The sequence below is a fragment of the Duganella flavida genome (genome assembly GCF_009857445.1).
Taxonomy (GTDB): domain Bacteria; phylum Pseudomonadota; class Gammaproteobacteria; order Burkholderiales; family Burkholderiaceae_D; genus Rugamonas; species Rugamonas flavida.
Genome location: NZ_WWCN01000001.1, coordinates 283,749 through 299,840, shown reverse-complemented (window position 1 = coordinate 299,840; position 16,092 = coordinate 283,749). Strand labels below are relative to the sequence as shown.

The 16,092-nt window shown below is 61.4% G+C and carries 13 protein-coding genes; 9 read left to right on the top strand and 4 right to left on the bottom strand.

What is annotated here, in order from left to right:
• The first annotated feature begins 2 nt into the window (after window positions 1–2).
• From GTP46_RS01265 to GTP46_RS01255, 3 genes are all read left to right on the top strand, one after another.
• On the top strand, window positions 3–3,152 hold the full coding sequence (locus GTP46_RS01265) for an efflux RND transporter permease subunit (protein WP_161004831.1): 3,150 nt from the start codon (window positions 3–5) through the stop codon (window positions 3,150–3,152).
• A gap of 70 nt (window positions 3,153–3,222) precedes the next feature.
• Window positions 3,223–5,082 carry an FAD/NAD(P)-binding protein gene (locus GTP46_RS01260; protein ID WP_161004830.1) on the top strand — a complete coding sequence of 620 codons (1,860 nt, stop codon included), beginning with the start codon at window positions 3,223–3,225 and terminating at the stop codon, window positions 5,080–5,082.
• A gap of 137 nt (window positions 5,083–5,219) precedes the next feature.
• The gene (locus tag GTP46_RS01255) at window positions 5,220–6,116 is read left to right on the top strand and encodes a hypothetical protein (protein WP_161004829.1); all 897 of its coding nucleotides are present in this window, start codon (window positions 5,220–5,222) and stop codon (window positions 6,114–6,116) included.
• 5 nt (window positions 6,117–6,121) lie between these two features.
• Here GTP46_RS01255 and hemB read toward each other — a convergent pair whose 3' ends face one another.
• Window positions 6,122–7,126: a porphobilinogen synthase gene (hemB, locus tag GTP46_RS01250; protein ID WP_161004828.1), complete on the bottom strand. Its 1,005-nt coding sequence runs from the start codon at window positions 7,124–7,126 to the stop codon at window positions 6,122–6,124.
• Complete coding sequence (yihA, locus tag GTP46_RS01245) at window positions 7,119–7,817, bottom strand: ribosome biogenesis GTP-binding protein YihA/YsxC (RefSeq protein WP_161004827.1); 699 nt, start codon at window positions 7,815–7,817, stop codon at window positions 7,119–7,121. Before yihA ends, hemB begins: the two co-directional genes overlap by 8 nt.
• A gap of 148 nt (window positions 7,818–7,965) precedes the next feature.
• On the opposite strand from yihA, the gene GTP46_RS01240 reads away from it, so the two are divergent.
• From GTP46_RS01240 to GTP46_RS01215, 6 genes are all read left to right on the top strand, one after another.
• The gene (locus GTP46_RS01240) at window positions 7,966–8,631 is read left to right on the top strand and encodes a c-type cytochrome (RefSeq protein WP_161004826.1); all 666 of its coding nucleotides are present in this window, start codon (window positions 7,966–7,968) and stop codon (window positions 8,629–8,631) included.
• Window positions 8,632–8,722: 91 nt separating this feature from the next.
• Window positions 8,723–10,807, top strand: coding sequence for a cytochrome c biogenesis protein ResB (locus GTP46_RS01235; RefSeq protein ID WP_161004825.1), 2,085 nt, complete (start codon window positions 8,723–8,725; stop codon window positions 10,805–10,807).
• Window positions 10,808–10,820: 13 nt separating this feature from the next.
• Window positions 10,821–11,975, top strand: a complete 1,155-nt coding sequence (ccsB, locus tag GTP46_RS01230) for a c-type cytochrome biogenesis protein CcsB (RefSeq protein WP_161004824.1) — start codon at window positions 10,821–10,823, stop codon at window positions 11,973–11,975.
• A gap of 70 nt (window positions 11,976–12,045) precedes the next feature.
• Entirely contained in the window at window positions 12,046–13,005 is a 960-nt protein-coding gene (msrP, locus tag GTP46_RS01225) for a protein-methionine-sulfoxide reductase catalytic subunit MsrP (protein ID WP_161004823.1), read from the top strand.
• Window positions 13,005–13,613, top strand: a complete 609-nt coding sequence (gene msrQ / locus GTP46_RS01220) for a protein-methionine-sulfoxide reductase heme-binding subunit MsrQ (RefSeq protein ID WP_161004822.1) — start codon at window positions 13,005–13,007, stop codon at window positions 13,611–13,613. Before msrP ends, msrQ begins: the two co-directional genes overlap by 1 nt.
• A gap of 9 nt (window positions 13,614–13,622) precedes the next feature.
• The gene (locus tag GTP46_RS01215) at window positions 13,623–14,504 is read left to right on the top strand and encodes a transporter substrate-binding domain-containing protein (protein WP_161004821.1); all 882 of its coding nucleotides are present in this window, start codon (window positions 13,623–13,625) and stop codon (window positions 14,502–14,504) included.
• Between the two features lie 105 nt (window positions 14,505–14,609).
• Here the strand turns inward: GTP46_RS01215 and lysA are convergent, their stop codons facing one another.
• Both lysA and lptM read right to left on the bottom strand, forming a co-directional pair.
• Window positions 14,610–15,887, bottom strand: coding sequence for a diaminopimelate decarboxylase (gene lysA / locus GTP46_RS01210; RefSeq protein WP_161004820.1), 1,278 nt, complete (start codon window positions 15,885–15,887; stop codon window positions 14,610–14,612).
• A 6-nt stretch (window positions 15,888–15,893) separates the two neighbouring features.
• Window positions 15,894–16,049 carry an LPS translocon maturation chaperone LptM gene (gene lptM / locus GTP46_RS01205; RefSeq protein ID WP_161004819.1) on the bottom strand — a complete coding sequence of 52 codons (156 nt, stop codon included), beginning with the start codon at window positions 16,047–16,049 and terminating at the stop codon, window positions 15,894–15,896.
• Between the last annotated feature and the right edge of the window lie 43 nt (window positions 16,050–16,092).

Genomic DNA, 16,092 nt, shown 5'->3' with positions numbered 1-16,092 from the left:
CGATGAACCTTTCCGAGTTGTGCATCCGCCGTCCGGTGATGGTGGTGCTGCTGTCGGCCACCCTGATCCTGGCCGGCGTGCTGGCCTATTTCTACATCCCGGTCGCGGCACTGCCGAGCTACAACACGCCGGTGATCAACGTCTCGGCCGACCTGCCGGGCGCGTCGCCGGAAACCATGGCGTCCTCGGTGGCGCTGCCGCTGGAAAAGCAGTTCTCCACCATCGCCGGCCTGGCGCTGATCACCTCCACCAACACGCTGGGCAATTCCTCGCTGACCCTGGAATTTGACCCGAGCATCAACGTCAACGAAGCGGCAGTCGATGTGCAAGCAGCGCTGCTGCGCGCGCAACGCCAGCTGCCGATTGAGATGACGGACCTGCCGTCTTACCGCAAGGTCAATCCAGCCGATGCGCCGGTGCTGTTCATGACCATGAACTCGCCGTCGCTGACGCTGTCGGAACTGAACGATTACGCGGAAAACCTGATCGCACCATCGCTGTCCACGCTGCCAGGCGTGGCGCAAGTCTCGGTCAACGGCCAGAAGCGTTTTGCGGTCCGCATTCGCGCCAAGTCCGACCTGATGAACGCGCGCAACCTGACGCTGGACGAGCTGCAGCAAGCGATCAAATCGGCCAACGCCAACACGCCATTGGGTATCCTCGACGGCCCGGCGCAAACCCTGACCATCACCGGCAACGCCCAGCTGATGAAGGCCGCCGACTACGCCAACCTGATCATCGCCCAGCGCAACGGCGAGCCGGTGCGGCTGAAGGACGTGGCCGACGTGCAGGACAGCTTCCAGTCGACCAAGGCCGCCGGTAGCTACAACGGCGAGCGCTCCATCGTGCTGCTGGTGCAGCGCCAGCCGGACGCCAACACTGTGCAAGTGGTGGACGGCGTGCGCCGCCTGCTGCCGCAATTCAAAGCCCAGCTGCCGGCGTCGATCAACATCAACCTGGTCAACGACCGTTCAGTGTCGATCCGCGAAGCCATCCACGACGTCAACCTGACCCTGCTGCTGACCATCGGCTTGGTGGTGATGGTGATCTTCCTGTTCCTGCGCCGCGCCGCTGCGACCTTTATTCCAGCCATCACCATGCCGATCTCGCTGCTGGGCGCATTGGCGCTGCTGTACGCGTTTGGCTACTCGCTGGACAACGTCTCGCTGCTCGGCATCACGCTGGCCGTCGGCCTGGTGGTCGATGATGCGATCGTGGTGTTGGAAAACATCGTGCGCCACATCGAGCTGGGCAAGCGTCCGCTGGAAGCTTCGCTGGTCGGCGCGAAAGAAATGGGCTTCACCATCATCTCGATTTCTGTTTCGCTGGTGGCAGTGTTTATCCCGATCTTCTTCATGCCGGGCGTGATCGGCCTGATGTTCCATGAATTCGCCGTGGTGGTGGCGCTGTCCGTGCTGGTGTCGGCGGCGGTGTCGCTGATGCTGGTGCCGATGCTGGCCAGCCGCCTGCTGCCGGCTGACGCCATCGATCCCGAGCACGACAAGAGCAACTTCCTTGGCCGCTGGTTCGAAGCCGGCTTCGGTGCGCTGCGCAACTTTTACTCCCGCACCTTGGACGTGGCCCTGCACCACCGCTACATCGTGCTGCTGGCCGCCATCGGCACGTTTGCGCTGACGGCGGTGCTGTACGTGACCATTCCGAAAGGCTTCTTCCCGGAAGAAGACCTGGGCCAGATCCGCGTGAATACGGAAGCCTCGGAAGATATCTCGTCTTCCGCGCTGATGGACCTGCAAGAGAAAGTCGCCGCTGTCATCAAGGCCGATCCTAACGTGCAGGACGTGACCTCCTTCGTCGGCGGCGGCAATACCGGCCGCATGTTCCTGGTGCTCAAGCCGCGCAACCAGCGCGCCAAGATGCCACAGGTGCTGGATAGCCTGCGCAAGGCCACCAAGCAAGTGCCGGGCATCGCCGTCTACCTGAGTCCGGTGCAGAACTTGCAGCTGGGCGGACGCCAGTCCAAGTCGCGCTACCAGTACACGCTGCAATCGGTCAGCCCGGGCGCATTGAACGAGTGGGCCGACAAATACATGGAACGCATGCGTGCCGACACCGACTTCCGCGACGTCACCAGCGATTCGCAGAACAAGGGCCTGCAAGCCTCGCTCAAGATTGACCGCGACAAGGCCAACAATCTCGGCGTGGCGATTGGCGATGTCCGCACCGCGCTGTACCTCGCCTTTGGTGAGCGCCAAGTGTCCACCATTTACTCGCCGGCCGCCAGCTACTACGTGATTCTGGAAGCGGCCGACGCCGACCGCCAGTTCGACAACGCGCTGACCAAAATCTCGGTGCGCAACAAGACCGGCCAGCTGGTGCAGCTGTCCAGCTTTGCCACCGTTGAACGCACCATCGGCCCGACCGCCGTCAACCACCAGGGCCAGCTGCAAGCGATCACGCTGTCGTTCAACCTGGCGCCGGACGTGCCGCTCGGCATCGCCACCGGCAAGATCGACCAGTGGGCCGCCGACATGCAGCTGCCACCGTCCATCATCACCAACTACGGCGGCGATGCGGCGGTGTTCCAGAGTTCGCAAGGTAGCCAGCTGATCCTGATCGTCGCCGCGCTGGGCGTAATCTACGTGCTGCTGGGCGTGCTGTACGAGAGCTACATCCACCCGCTGACCATCCTGGCTGGCTTGCCATCGGCAGCGGTGGGGGCGCTGATCACGCTGCGCCTGTTCAACCTCGACCTGACCATGATCGCCATCATCGGCATCCTGATGCTGATCGGTATCGTGAAGAAGAACGCCATCATGATGATCGACTTTGCGCTGGACGTGCAGCGCAACCAGGGCATGTCGCCGGAGAAGGCGATCCGCGAAGCCTGTATCCTGCGCTTCCGCCCGATCATGATGACCACCATGGCGGCGCTGATGGGCGCCTTGCCGATCGCGCTGGGCCTCGGTGCAGGCGCCGAGCTGCGCCAGCCGCTGGGCTTGGCCGTGGTAGGCGGTTTGATCTTCTCGCAAGTCATCACCCTGTACATCACCCCAGTGATCTACCTGTTCCTCGACAAATACAGCGGCATCGGCCCGATGCTGGACCAGGAAATCGCCGCTGACAAGGCTATCCCTGCAGTCCAGCACGATGCTGTGCACGCCGTACCGCTGAAAGCCGTGAACAAGCATTGAGCGGTAACAAAACTGATCTGATGTGGTCTCTTTATCATGGGCAAGTTGTCCACGATAAAGAGGCGATCAGATGAAGCGCACCAGTGTCACCATTATCGGCATGGGCCCGCGCGGGCTCAGCGTGCTTGAGCGCCTGGCAGCGGCCGCAGCGGCGCAACAACTCCTGCTCGACATCATCCTCATCGATCCCGCGGAATGCGGGGCCGGCGTGCACGCCGCGCGTCAGCCGCAGCATTTGCTGATCAACACCCTCGCCAGCCAGGTCACCATGTTTCCCGCGCCGGGTGTGGTGCAGCACCCGCCGGTCTGCGCGACGCCCTCGCTGACAGAGTGGGCGAGGGAGCAAGGTTATCGCCGCGTGGGCGAGCGCTTCTATCGCTTGGCCGACAGCGGTGGCTACGACATTACCGACAGTGACTACCTGCCGCGCAGCCTGCTCGGTGAATACCTCGGCTGGGTCTACCAGCAAGTGGTGGCGGCGCTGCCGGCCGGCGTTAGGCTCACCCATCACCGTTTGCGCGCCGTCGATATGCGCCAGCAGCCCGACGGCAGTTGCGTGATCGAGCTGGACAACGGCTACATCGTGCCCAGCGATTTCGTCTTCCTCACCACCGGCCACGGCAGCAACCTGCCCAGCGATCTCGACGCGTGGCTGGCCAAGTTCGCGCAAGACCACGCGCGCTACAACAGCAAGCTAGCCTTGGTGCGCCACGTCTATCCGGTAGAGCAGCTGACGCGTATCAGCAGCGATGCGCGGGTGGCGATACAAGGGCTGGGCCTGAGCGCACACGACGTCATCGCCGAGCTCACGGCCGGGCGCGGCGGTGAATTCATCGCAGGCGCGGAGGGCTTGCGCTACCAGGCCTCCGGCCGCGAGCCCAGTCTCACGCTGTGCTCGCGCAACTGCCTGCCTTACGCGGCGCGCGGCATCAACCAGAAAGGCCTCGACGGCCGCCACCAGCCGCGCTACTTCACGCCGGACGCGGTGGACGTGCTGCGCCGCCAGGCCCTGATCGCACGCGGTAGCAGCCAGCTGGATTTCGACCGCGAATTGCTGCCGCTGCTCAAGCGCGAAATGGGCGAGGTCTACCGCGCCACGCCGGGCGCCACCGCCATCGATGACGACACGCTATTCGCCGAACTGCTGTTCCCGCTGCAAACCCGCCAGTTCGCCACGCTGGACGAATTCCGCAGCTACTTCCGCAACTGGTTGCAAACCGACCTGGCCGAAGCCCGCAAAGGCAATCTTGCCAGTCCAGCCAAAGCCGCGACAGACGTGCTGCGCGACGTCCGCGCCACCTTGCAGGCAGCCATCGAGCACGGTGGGCTGACGCCATCTTCGCACCGCAAATTCCTCAACGTCTACCACCCGGCCATCAACCGCGCCGCCTTCGGCCCGCCGCTGCGGCGTAATGAGGAATTGCTGGCGCTGCTGGACGCCGGCGTGATTGCCATCCAGTCAGGTCCCGGCAGCCGCATCGAGATCGATGAAAACGACGCGACCTACCTGCTCAGTACAAAATTCACGGGCGGCACGCAGCAGCAGCCGGTAGATGTGGTGGTAATTGCAAGACTAGATGCGTTTTTCCCGGAAACCGAGACATCCTTACTCATCCGTAATATGTTAAAACGCGGGTTGCTTCGGCCTTATTACAACGGTGTATTCCATCCCGGCGGCATCGACATCAACCGCGCCGGCCAGCCGCTGGACGGGCAGGGCGCGGCGCTGTCGCATATGTGGGCGCTGGGCTATCCGGTCGAAGGGGCGCACTACTACACGCACGCCCTGCCACGGCCGCAGATGCGTTCCCGGCAGGTGCTGGATGCGGACCGCTGCGTTGCCATGCTGGTGGCCCGGATCGCGGCCCAGCCGCGCCGTGCAGCGCGGCGCCGGACTGTGTCACCGGCGCCATCCCATAGCACTTTGTAAAGCCATTGATACATACAGTAACACCCGTCAAGAGCCGGAACTTGTAAAGTGGCTATCCTGCGGCGGTTCCCAAAAGAGCGGGACTCTGGCACTATGGCCCCACTTTGACGACTTCAGCGTTTCAACAGGTTTGCATCTTGCACCACGACTCCCACATCCTCTCCGCGCATTCCGATTATTGCGAGACTTGCGGCCAGCGCCTGCCATCGGCGCAGGATGGCTTCGCCACGTGGGAGCGTAAGTCCAAAAACCAGAAAATCGGTATCGGCATCTCCATCGCGCTGCACTTGCTGGGCGTGGCCTACTACCTGTTTTCGCCGACACACAAACCGGTCAAGCCGACCACCGCCAAGCATGGCGAGATGGTCTACATCGCGCCGCTGAGCGAGCCGAAAAAACCGAACAAGCCGGTAGCCAAGCCGGAAAAGCCAAAAGCCGTCAAATCGTCGCCGCCGCAAAAGCCGACGATGAGCCGCAGCACGCCGGCTGCCGCGCCGAAGCTGGAAACCTATGTGCCGCCGGTACAGGCGACCATGACGCCGCCGCCGGAACAGGATATGTCGGAAATGATCGCCAAGCGCCGCGCCGCGCGGGAATCGCAGAATCCGCAGCCGACGCCGCAGCCACCAGCCGAGACCGAAGCAGAACGCGGCAAGCGTATTGCGCTGGCCAACATCATGGGTGCGCAAGGCCGTTCGGCCAGTGGCGAGCGTGAGCAGAAGGGCGGCTTGCTGGAGATCCTGGACCTGCGTGCCAACTCGGCGGACGTCAAGTTCCGCCACTGGAATTCGAACTTCAAGCGTGAATGGCTGCAAGCCGTGCACGTTGATCGCGGCGCCGAGGCCGACATTGAAAGCGCGGTCATCCACCGCGTGATGGAACTGATCCGCAAGGACTGGCCGGAAGAAGTGCCGTTCGACTCCAAACGCCAGGGGCGCGTGGTGGTCCTGAGCACCCGTCCAGCGGACGATGCCCAGATGTTTGCGTTCCTGATGAAGGAATTCTTCCCGGACTACAAGAAGCCTTACCGTTAAGCCGGTTAAGCCTTGAGCTTGCGGGCCACGTCCAGCGCGAAGTAGGTCAGCACGCCGTCAGCGCCGGCGCGTTTGAAGGCCAGCAGCGATTCCATCATCACCTTGTCATGATCGAGCCAGCCGTTTTGTGCGGCGGCCTTGATCATGGCGTACTCACCGCTCACCTGGTAAGCGAAAGTCGGCACCTTGAATTCATCCTTCACGCGGCGCACGATGTCCAGGTAAGGCATGCCCGGCTTGACCATCACCATATCCGCACCTTCCGCCAGATCGAGGCCGACTTCGCGCAGCGCTTCGTCGCTGTTGGCCGGGTCCATCTGGTACTGGTTCTTGTCGCCCTTGCCGAGATTGGCTGCGGAACCCACCGCATCGCGGAACGGACCATAGAAAGCCGACGCGTACTTGGCCGAGTAAGCCATGATGCGGGTGTGGATATGCCCAGCCGATTCCAGTGCTTCACGGATCGCGCCGATGCGGCCGTCCATCATGTCCGACGGCGCCACCACGTCCACGCCGGCGTCCGCGTGGCACAGGGCCTGGCGGATCAGCATATCGGTAGTGATGTCGTTGATGACGTAGCCGTTGTCGTCGATCAGGCCGTCCTGGCCATGGCTGGTGTACGGATCAAGCGCGATGTCGGTCAGGATGCCCAGCTCAGGGAAGGCTTGCTTCAGCGTGCGTACGGCGCGCGGCACCAGGCCGTCCGGATTGGTGGCTTCGATACCATCCGGGGTTTTCTTCGAGACGTCGATCACCGGGAACAGTGCCAGCACCGGGATGCCCAGCGCCACGCATTCCTCCGCCACCTTCAGCAGCAGGTCTACCGAGACCCGCTCCACGCCCGGCATCGAACCTACCGCTTCGCGCTGGTGCGTGCCTTCGAGGATGAACACTGGATAGATCAGGTCCGCCGCAGTGACGATGTTCTCGCGCATCAGCGCGCGCGAGAATGGATCACGGCGCATGCGGCGCATGCGGATGGCAGGGAATTGCGCTGAAACTTTACTCATCGGTATCGCTTTCGCTTTCTAAATCGTTGTCTAACAGACCTGCCAGTTCCAGGATCTTGTCATTGGCCTCGTCGATACCGACGCGCTTGACGGCCGAGAACAGCTGCACGGTGAACGGGAAACCTTCGCCGTCTTCATCGACGTAGCTGTCCAGCTTGGCTTTCGCCTGGCGCAGCACAGTGATCGATTCTTCACGGTTCAGTTTGTCAACCTTGGTCAGGATGCAATGGATAGGCTTGCCCGTTGGGGCGAACCATTCCAGCATCTGGATGTCGAGTTCGGTGAATGGGCGGCGCGAGTCCATGATCAGGATCAGCGCGGCCAGCTGGTCGCGGCGCTGCACGTAGTCGCCCAGCAGGCGCTGCCAGTGCAGCTTGGCCGAACCGGACACTTCCGCGTAGCCGTAGCCCGGCAAGTCGACCAGCAGGGCCTGGATTTCCTCGACAATGGTGGGATCCTTGCGGTGCTGCGCCACGTGGGCGCCGCCGATCGAGAAGAAGTTGATGTGCTGGGTGCGGCCAGGGGTCTTGGAGGCGAACGCCAGACCCTTCTGATTGCACAAAATATTGATGGCGGTCGATTTGCCGGCATTGGAACGACCTGCAAAAGCGATCTCCGGCACTTGGGTGTCAGGGAGTTCGCGTAATTGGTTTACGGTCGTGAAGAAGCGGGCTTGCCAGAGTTTAGACATGGGGATTGGAGGAAAAGCAACAGTTTTAGGCGGGAATCTTTTTAAGCTATTGTACAATGAGTGGTTACCGAGTGCTTCTATGCACGGTTTGGTGCTGCAGCGGGTCACTTTGGTGCATAACTTTTTAGACTCCTACTAGGGTGCTTTAATGAATAGTGTGTTTTCACCGTTTGTAAAATCCCTGTTTGTCACTTTGCTGGCCGTTTCGGCCACCGCGTCGGCCGACGAACACAAGTCCGCTCCTGCTGCTCCCAAGATCGACCCGGCCAAAGGCGCCGCCCTGTTCACCGATGGCGACAACGCCCGCGGTTTGCCGGCGTGCGTGTCCTGCCACGGCGCCGGAGGTAATTCCACCATCTCGGTCAACCCCAAGCTGGCTGGCCAGCATGAAGGTTATCTTTACAAACAACTGGTGAACTTTACGACCGCAGACCGGAATCAACCGATCATGACGACCTACGCCAAGTTGTTGACCGATGAGGAAAAGCACAACGTCGCAGCATGGCTGGTGTCGCAAGCGGCCAAGCCGGGTGCGGCCAAGAACAAGGACACCATCGAGCTGGGCAAGAAGATTTACCGTGGCGGCATCGCGGAAAAGAATGTGCCGGCCTGTGCCAGCTGTCACGGCGCCTCGGGCGCCGGCATCCCGGTGCAGTATCCACGCCTGTCGGGCCAGCACCAGGACTACACGGTAGCCCAGCTGGGCCTGTTCAAGGCTGGCACCCGCAAGAGTGTGGAAATGGCGACCATTGCCAAGCGCATGTCCGATGAAGAAATGAAGGCCGTTGCAGACTACGTGGCCGGCTTGAAATAAGCGCATCAACAGCCAAAAAGAAGAGGGCGGCGGCGCGAGCATGCTGCCCTTTTTGTTGGTATGCTGTCTTTTTTAAAGAATCTGAATACGCATGAGTAGCCCCAGCACCACCGGCATCCAGCTGAAAACCCGTCGCCCCCTCGTCGCTGAAATCGTTGAACTGATTTCCTCCATGCGTTTCGCTATCGCCTTGCTGGCGATGATTGCGATTGCCGCCATTATCGGCACGGTGATGAAGCAGGGCGAGCCCAGCGCCAACTACATCAACCAATTTGGTCCCTTCTGGTTTGAAGTGTTCCGCAAGCTCGGGCTGTATGCGGTGTACTCGGCCTGGTGGTTCCTGCTGCTGATGGGCGCGCTGGTGACGTCGACCACGCTGTGCATCGTGCGCAATGCCCCCAAGATGTTGCAGGATATGCGCAGCTGGCGTGAAAATGTGCGCGAGAATTCGCTGCTCAATTTCCACCACAAGATGCAGTGGCGTGCCCCGCTGACGCGTGCTGCGCTGGCGCAGCAAAGCGCAGCGCGCCTGGTGGATGCTGGCTACAAGGTGAAACTGGTCGAAAAAGAAAATGGCACGCTGGTCGCCGCCAAGCAGGGCGCGGCCAACAAGTTCGGTTACATCTTTGCGCACAGCGCCATCGTGATTATTTGCCTTGGCGGCTTGCTGGATTCGGACATCCCGATCCGCCTGCAGGAATGGTTCTTCGGTAAAACACCATTCAATGGCAGCGGCCTGATTTCGCAAGTGGCACCGGAGCATCGCCTCAGCACCAGCAACCCTACCTTCCGTGGCAACACCATGATTCCGGAAGGTCAGAACAGCAGCACCGCCATCCTGAACCGTCCGGACGGTGTGCTGATCCAGGAACTGCCGTTCACCATCAACCTGAAAAAATTCACCATCGATTTCTACAGCACCGGCATGCCCAAGCTGTTTGCCAGCGATGTGGAAGTGCGCGACAACCAGACTGGCGAAACGGTCAAGGCCACCATCGAGGTCAACAAGCCGTTGATCTTCAAGGGCGTGGCCATCTACCAGTCCAGCTTTGAAGACGGCGGCAGCAAACTCAAGCTCACCGGCTTCCCGATGGCGGGCACCGGCAGCAAACGTTTCGACATCGCCGGCGAAGTGGGCGCGACCACCCCGCTGGACGACGCCTACACCGTCGAGTGGTCCGGCTTCCGTCCGTTCAACGTGGAAAACGTCGCACCGACCGATGATCCGCGCGCGGTGAAGAAGGGCAAGAGTCTGCAGGAAGAACTAGGCGAGCACATGGGCTCGGCCGGCAAGAACGCCAACAACAAGAACCTGAAAAACGTCGGCCCGAGCGTCAGCTATAAACTGCGCGACAAGACCGGCCAGGCGCGCGAATACCAGAACTACATGCAGCCGGTGACCATCGACGGCGCCACCGTGTTCCTGGCCGGCATGCGCGCCAACCCATCGGACAACTTCAGCTACCTGCGCATTCCGGCCGACGACGGCTACAGCATCGCCGAATGGATGCGCCTGCGCGCCGCGCTGCAAGATCCGGCACTGCGCGCCGCCGCTGCCCAGCGCTACGCCGAACGCGCCACGCCGAAATCGGCCGCTGGCGACGCGCTGCGCACCCAGCTGCAAGCCTCGGCTGACAAGAGCCTGACCATCTTCGCCGGCAGCGACAAATCGGCTGGCTTCATGGCTGTCTCGCAATTCCTCGAAAAGATTCCCGCAGCCGAACAGGAAAAAGCCGCTGACGTGGTGATGAAGATTTTGAACGGCAGCCTGTGGGACCTGTGGCAAGTCGCGCGCGCCAAGGAAGGACTGGAGCCGGTCGCGGAAAACGAAACCCACGCCCGCTTCCTGCAATTGGCCACCAACGCGCTGTCGGACGCCTTCTTCTACGGCGCGCCGGTCTACCTGCAGCTGGATGACTTTACCGAAATCAAAGCCTCGGTCTTCCAGGTCACCCGTTCGCCGGGCAAGAACGTGGTCTATCTGGGCTGCCTGTTCCTGGTGCTGGGCGTGTTCGCCATGTTCTACATCCGCGAGCGCCGCCTGTGGATCTGGATCAAGGACGACACCAACGGCGGTGCGAGTGAGGCGCTGATGGCCATGAGCACCCAGCGCAAGACGCTGGACTTTGAACGCGAATTTGAAACACTGAAGCAAAAGCTGCCACAAGCAGCATAAGCCGGAGAACACAATGGAACTGACCCAATCCCAGCAAACGTATCAGCAAGCGCCAGGCTACTTCAAGCGCCTGACTGCCATCGACTGGCTGTTTGCACTGGCCCTGCTGGCCGGCGCCGTGTTCGCGCTGAACCGCTACGGCCACTTCATGGACGTCTACGAGCAGGGCATCCTGCTGGCCGCCGTGCCGACCTTTGCCGCGCTGGGCTGGCATTGGAAGCCGGTACGCTGGGTGATGCCGCTGGTGGCGCTGCTGTCGCTATGGGCCATCTTCATGTACGCCGGCCAGCTCGACAACGGCAGCAAGAAATTCTGGCTGCGCATGATGCTGTCGAGCCAATCGGCGGTACTGTGGATGAGCGTGATGTTCGTCATCTCCACCGTGTTCTACTGGCTCGGTTTTGCCGGCCGTTCGGGCGCGGCGTCGAGCATCGGCTCCAAGCTGTGCTGGTCCGCCGTGGTGCTGGGCTGGACTGCCATGATGGTGCGCTGGTTCGAGTCCTACCTGATTGGCTCCGACGTCGGCCACATCCCGGTCTCCAACCTGTACGAAGTGTTCATCCTGTTCTCGCTGATCACCGCAATGTTCTACCTGTACTTCGAGCAGCGCTACGCCACCCGCCAGATGGGCCCGTTCGTGCTGCTGGTGATCTCGGCCGCGATCGGCTTCCTGATGTGGTACACCACCTCGCGCAACGCCGCTGATATCCAGCCGCTGCTGCCGGCGCTGCAAAGCTGGTGGATGAAAATCCACGTGCCGGCCAACTTCATCGGCTATGGCAACTTTGCCTTGGCGGCAATGGTGGCCTCGGCCTATCTGCTGAAAACCTCGGGCTATCTGAAGGACCGCCTGCCGTCGGAAGAAGTGCTGGATGACGTGATGTACAAAGCCATCTCGGCCGGCTTCGCCTTCTTCACCATCGCCACCATCCTGGGGGCGCTGTGGGCGGCGGAAGCGTGGGGCGGCTACTGGTCGTGGGACCCGAAAGAGACCTGGGCGCTGATCGTCTGGCTCAACTACGCGGCCTGGCTGCACATGCGCCTGGTGAACGGCCTGCGTGGCCGTCCGGCGGCCTGGTGGGCGCTGGTGGGGCTGCTGGTCACCACCTTCGCCTTCCTGGGCGTGAACATGTTCCTGTCCGGCCTGCACTCCTACGGCAAGTTGTAAACGGAAGTTTAATATTTGCGCCGGCAGATTGGTGTAAGGTTGAGCCCTACACGAATCTACCGGAGCCATCATGCTGATCAAGCGTAGTCCTAACGGCATCGACCTGCCGTTTTCTTCTGAAATCACGCCGCGCGAGATGTATGAGTCGCGCCGCAACTTCATGAAGCAAGTCGCCGTCGGCGCGGCTGCGCTGGGCGGCATGCATGAGGCCTTTGCTCAAAACGGTCCCAAGCTGGCTGCCACGCTGAATCCCGCCTTCTCGGCGATGGACAAGCACACCGCCTACAAAGACGCCACCACCTACAACAACTACTACGAATTCGGCACCGACAAGAGCGAGCCGGCCATCTACGCTGGCTCATTGAAAACGCGTCCGTGGACCGTCAGCATCGAAGGCGAAGTGAAGAAGCCGATGACGCTCGATCTCGACGCGCTGCTCAAGCTGGCGCCGCTGGAAGAGCGCGTGTACCGTTTGCGCTGCGTGGAAGGCTGGTCGATGGTGATCCCGTGGATTGGCTACTCGTTCTCCGAAATCATCAAGAAGGTGGAGCCGACCGGCAACGCCAAGTACGTGGAATTTGTCACACTGGCCGACAAGAAGCAAATGCCGGGCGTCGGCAGCCGCGTGCTGCAGTGGCCATACACCGAAGGCCTGCGCATCGACGAAGCCAACCACCCGCTGGCGCTGCTCACCTTCGGCATGTACGGCGACGTGCTGCCGAACCAGAACGGCGCGCCGGTGCGCATGGTGCTGCCGTGGAAGTACGGCTTCAAGTCGGCCAAGTCGATCGTCAAAATCCGCTTCGTCAAAGACCAGCCGCGTACCTCGTGGAACCTGTCCGCGCCGAACGAATACGGTTTCTACTCCAACGTGAATCCGGACGTCGACCACCCACGCTGGTCGCAAGCCTCCGAGCGCCGTATCGGCGAAGACGGTTTCCTCGCGCGCAAGCGCAAGACCCTGATGTTCAACGGCTACGCTGACGTCGCACCGCTGTACGCCGGCATGGATTTGAAAAAGTTCTACTGATGCTGAGCACCAAACAAGTCAGCTGGCTCAAGGGCGCCGTGTTTGTGCTGGCGCTGGCGCCCTTGCTGCGCATGGTCTACCTGACCGTGACCGGGCAACTGGTCGATCCGCTGGAATTCATCACGCGCGGCACCGGCGACTGGACCTTGTACTTCCTGTGCATGGTGCTGGCGGTGACGCCGCTGCGCAAGCTGAGTGGCTGGAACTGGCTGATCAAGCTGCGCCGTATGCTGGGACTGTACGTATTCTTCTACAGCTTTCTGCACTTCATGACCTTCCTGTGGTTCGATCATTTCTTCGACGTGCAAGAGATGCTGAAAGACGTGTTGAAGCGTCCCTTCATCACGGTAGGCTTCATCGCCTTCGTGCTGCTGATACCGCTGGCCGTCACCAGCACCAACGGCATGATCAAGCGTCTGGGCGGCAAGCGCTGGCAATGGCTGCATCGCCTGGTGTACGTGATTGCACCGCTGGCCATATTGCACTTCTGGTGGATGAAAGCGGGCAAGCACAACTTTACCCAGCCGATCATCTTTGGCAGCGTGCTCGGTGCGCTGTTGCTGGCGCGCCTCTACTGGTGGGTGGCAACGCGGCGCAACATGGCATAGACTGTTTGCATGAAACCGAGCGGTCCACTGCGGCGCAGCATCCTGATGGCGCTGGCGTCGTTGACGCTGGGTGTATGGAATGCGCGCGCGGCTGCCGCCGTCATGGCCTATCGTTACTGGGACTGGGGACTCACGCCGCGGCGCGACGATTACCAGGTCGCGGTGCTGACACTGGCGCTGGAAAAGACCGTTGCCACGCATGGACCGTTCTCCGTCACCCGCGTGTCGGACGCCATGAGCACCTCGCGCATCAACGTGGAAATCCGCAAAGGGCGGCGTGTGAACATCCACGCCGGGCCGTGGCGCGACATGGCGACGGATGACGCGCTGGAGCGCAACATCCGGATCGACATTCCTATCATGTCAGGCTTGCTTGGCTATCGCGCGCTGGTGGTGCGCAAGGATGAAATGGCGGCGTTCAAGGCAATCAAGGACGCGGCCCAGTTGAAGCAAAAAATCGCGGGCTTAGGACGTGGCTGGGTCGACGTTACTGTGCTGCGCCACAACGGCTACAACGTAGACGACAGCGGCAACGTAGCGACGCTGGTGGACATGCTGGTCAACAAACGTTTCGACTACCTGCCGCTCAGCGTGACCGAAGCTGATTCCGTGTTGACGCCGCAACTGGCGGTGGTGCCGGACCTGGTGCTGTACTACCCGTTGCCGACCCTGTTCTACGTCAGCATTAGCGAACCCAAATTAGCCGAGCGGCTAGAAAGCGGCCTGGCGCTGGCCAAGCGCGACGGCTCGCTGGACGAACTGGTCGCGCGCCACTTCCAAAAAGAAATCAAACAACTCAAATCCAGCACCACGCGCTGCCTGTTGCTGAGCAATCCCACCCTCCCGAAAGCCTACGCAGCGGAACCGCCGATGCTGCTGCGCAAGCCGTAAAAACTTCGGGGTCAGCTCTGTCATTCGGACAAATAATTCGCGTATTGATATTGCTCAAATATCGTGCGCGCTTGTCCAAATGACAGAGCTGACCCCGGGTTGGGTTTATTTGATGACGGATTCCAGCGCGTACAGGTCGGCTGGGTTTTCGCGTTTGCGGACCAGGTGCAGGACCTCGCCGTCAACGATCACTTCGGCGGCGCGGCCGCGGGTGTTGTAGTTGGAGGCCATGGTCATGCCGTAGGCGCCGGCGGTGTGCATCACCAGCAGGTCGCCGGCTTCCACTGCCAGCGTACGGTCGCGCGCCAGCCAGTCGCCGGATTCGCAGATCGGGCCGACTACGTCGTAATCCGCCGCCGCTGCGCTGCCTTGCACTACCGGCTGCATGTCCATCCACGCCTGGTACAAGGCCGGACGCGCCATGTCGTTCATGGCCGCATCCACGATGCAGAAGTTTTTCTCTTCGCCGTGTTTGATGAATTCCACTTTGGTCAGCAGCACGCCGGTATCGCCCACGATGGAACGGCCCGGCTCGAAGATGACTTTGATGCCTTTGCCGCTGTGGCGCGCTGCGCGCCATGCATCGATCTTGGCGAACAAACGGCCCAGGTAGTCCCCCACCGGTACCGGTGCCGATTCGCCTGCTTCACGGTAGTCGATACCAATGCCGCCGCCGATGTCCAGGTGGTGCAACTCGATGCCTTCCGCGCCCAGTTGGTCGATCAGTTCGATCAGGCGGTCCAGCGCTTCCAGCAGCGGCGCGTCGTCCAGCAGCTGCGAGCCGATGTGGCAGTCGATGCCCGACACGTCCAGGTGCGGCAGCTTGGCCGCAGTGCGGTAGGTTTCTAACGCATCATCAAACGCCACGCCGAACTTGTTGGCTTTCAGGCCAGTGGCGATGTACGGGTGGGTCTTGGCATCCACGTTCGGGTTCACGCGCAGCGAGATGCGGGCTTTCTTGTCCATGGCGCCGGCCACTTCGTTCAGGCGGTGCAGCTCAGGAATCGATTCAACGTTGAAGCACAGGATGTCGTGGCTCAGCGCCAGGCGCATTTCTTCCACGCTCTTGCCCACGCCCGAGAAGATCACTTTGCGCGGATCGCCGCCCGCCGCCAGCACGCGCAGCAGTTCGCCGCCGGAGACGATGTCGAAGCCCGCGCCCTGGCGCGCCAGCAAATCCAGAATCGCCAGATTCGAGTTGGCCTTCATGGCGTAGCACACCAGCGCGTCGCGGCCCTTGCAGGCGTCGGCGTAGGAGGCGAAATTGGCCAGCAGGGCGGCCTTGGAGTAGACGTAGGTCGGGGTGCCGAATTGTTCAGCAATAGCGCTCAGCGAGGCGCCTTCGGCGTGCAGCACGCCGTCTTTGTACGAAAATTGGGACATGGATCTTTATTGTTGAGGAGCAGCGGGTTCAGAAGTCGATACAGGGACCGGGCTGCTCTTGGCAGGCTTGGCCGCTGGTGGCTTGGGCAGGTATAGCGGGCCGGGTTGGCCGCAGCCGCTCAGCAATACGCCGAGGATAATCAAACGGATGGAGGACTTCACGATAAAATCACGGTTTATTTGAGATCAGATACTGGAGTGTAGC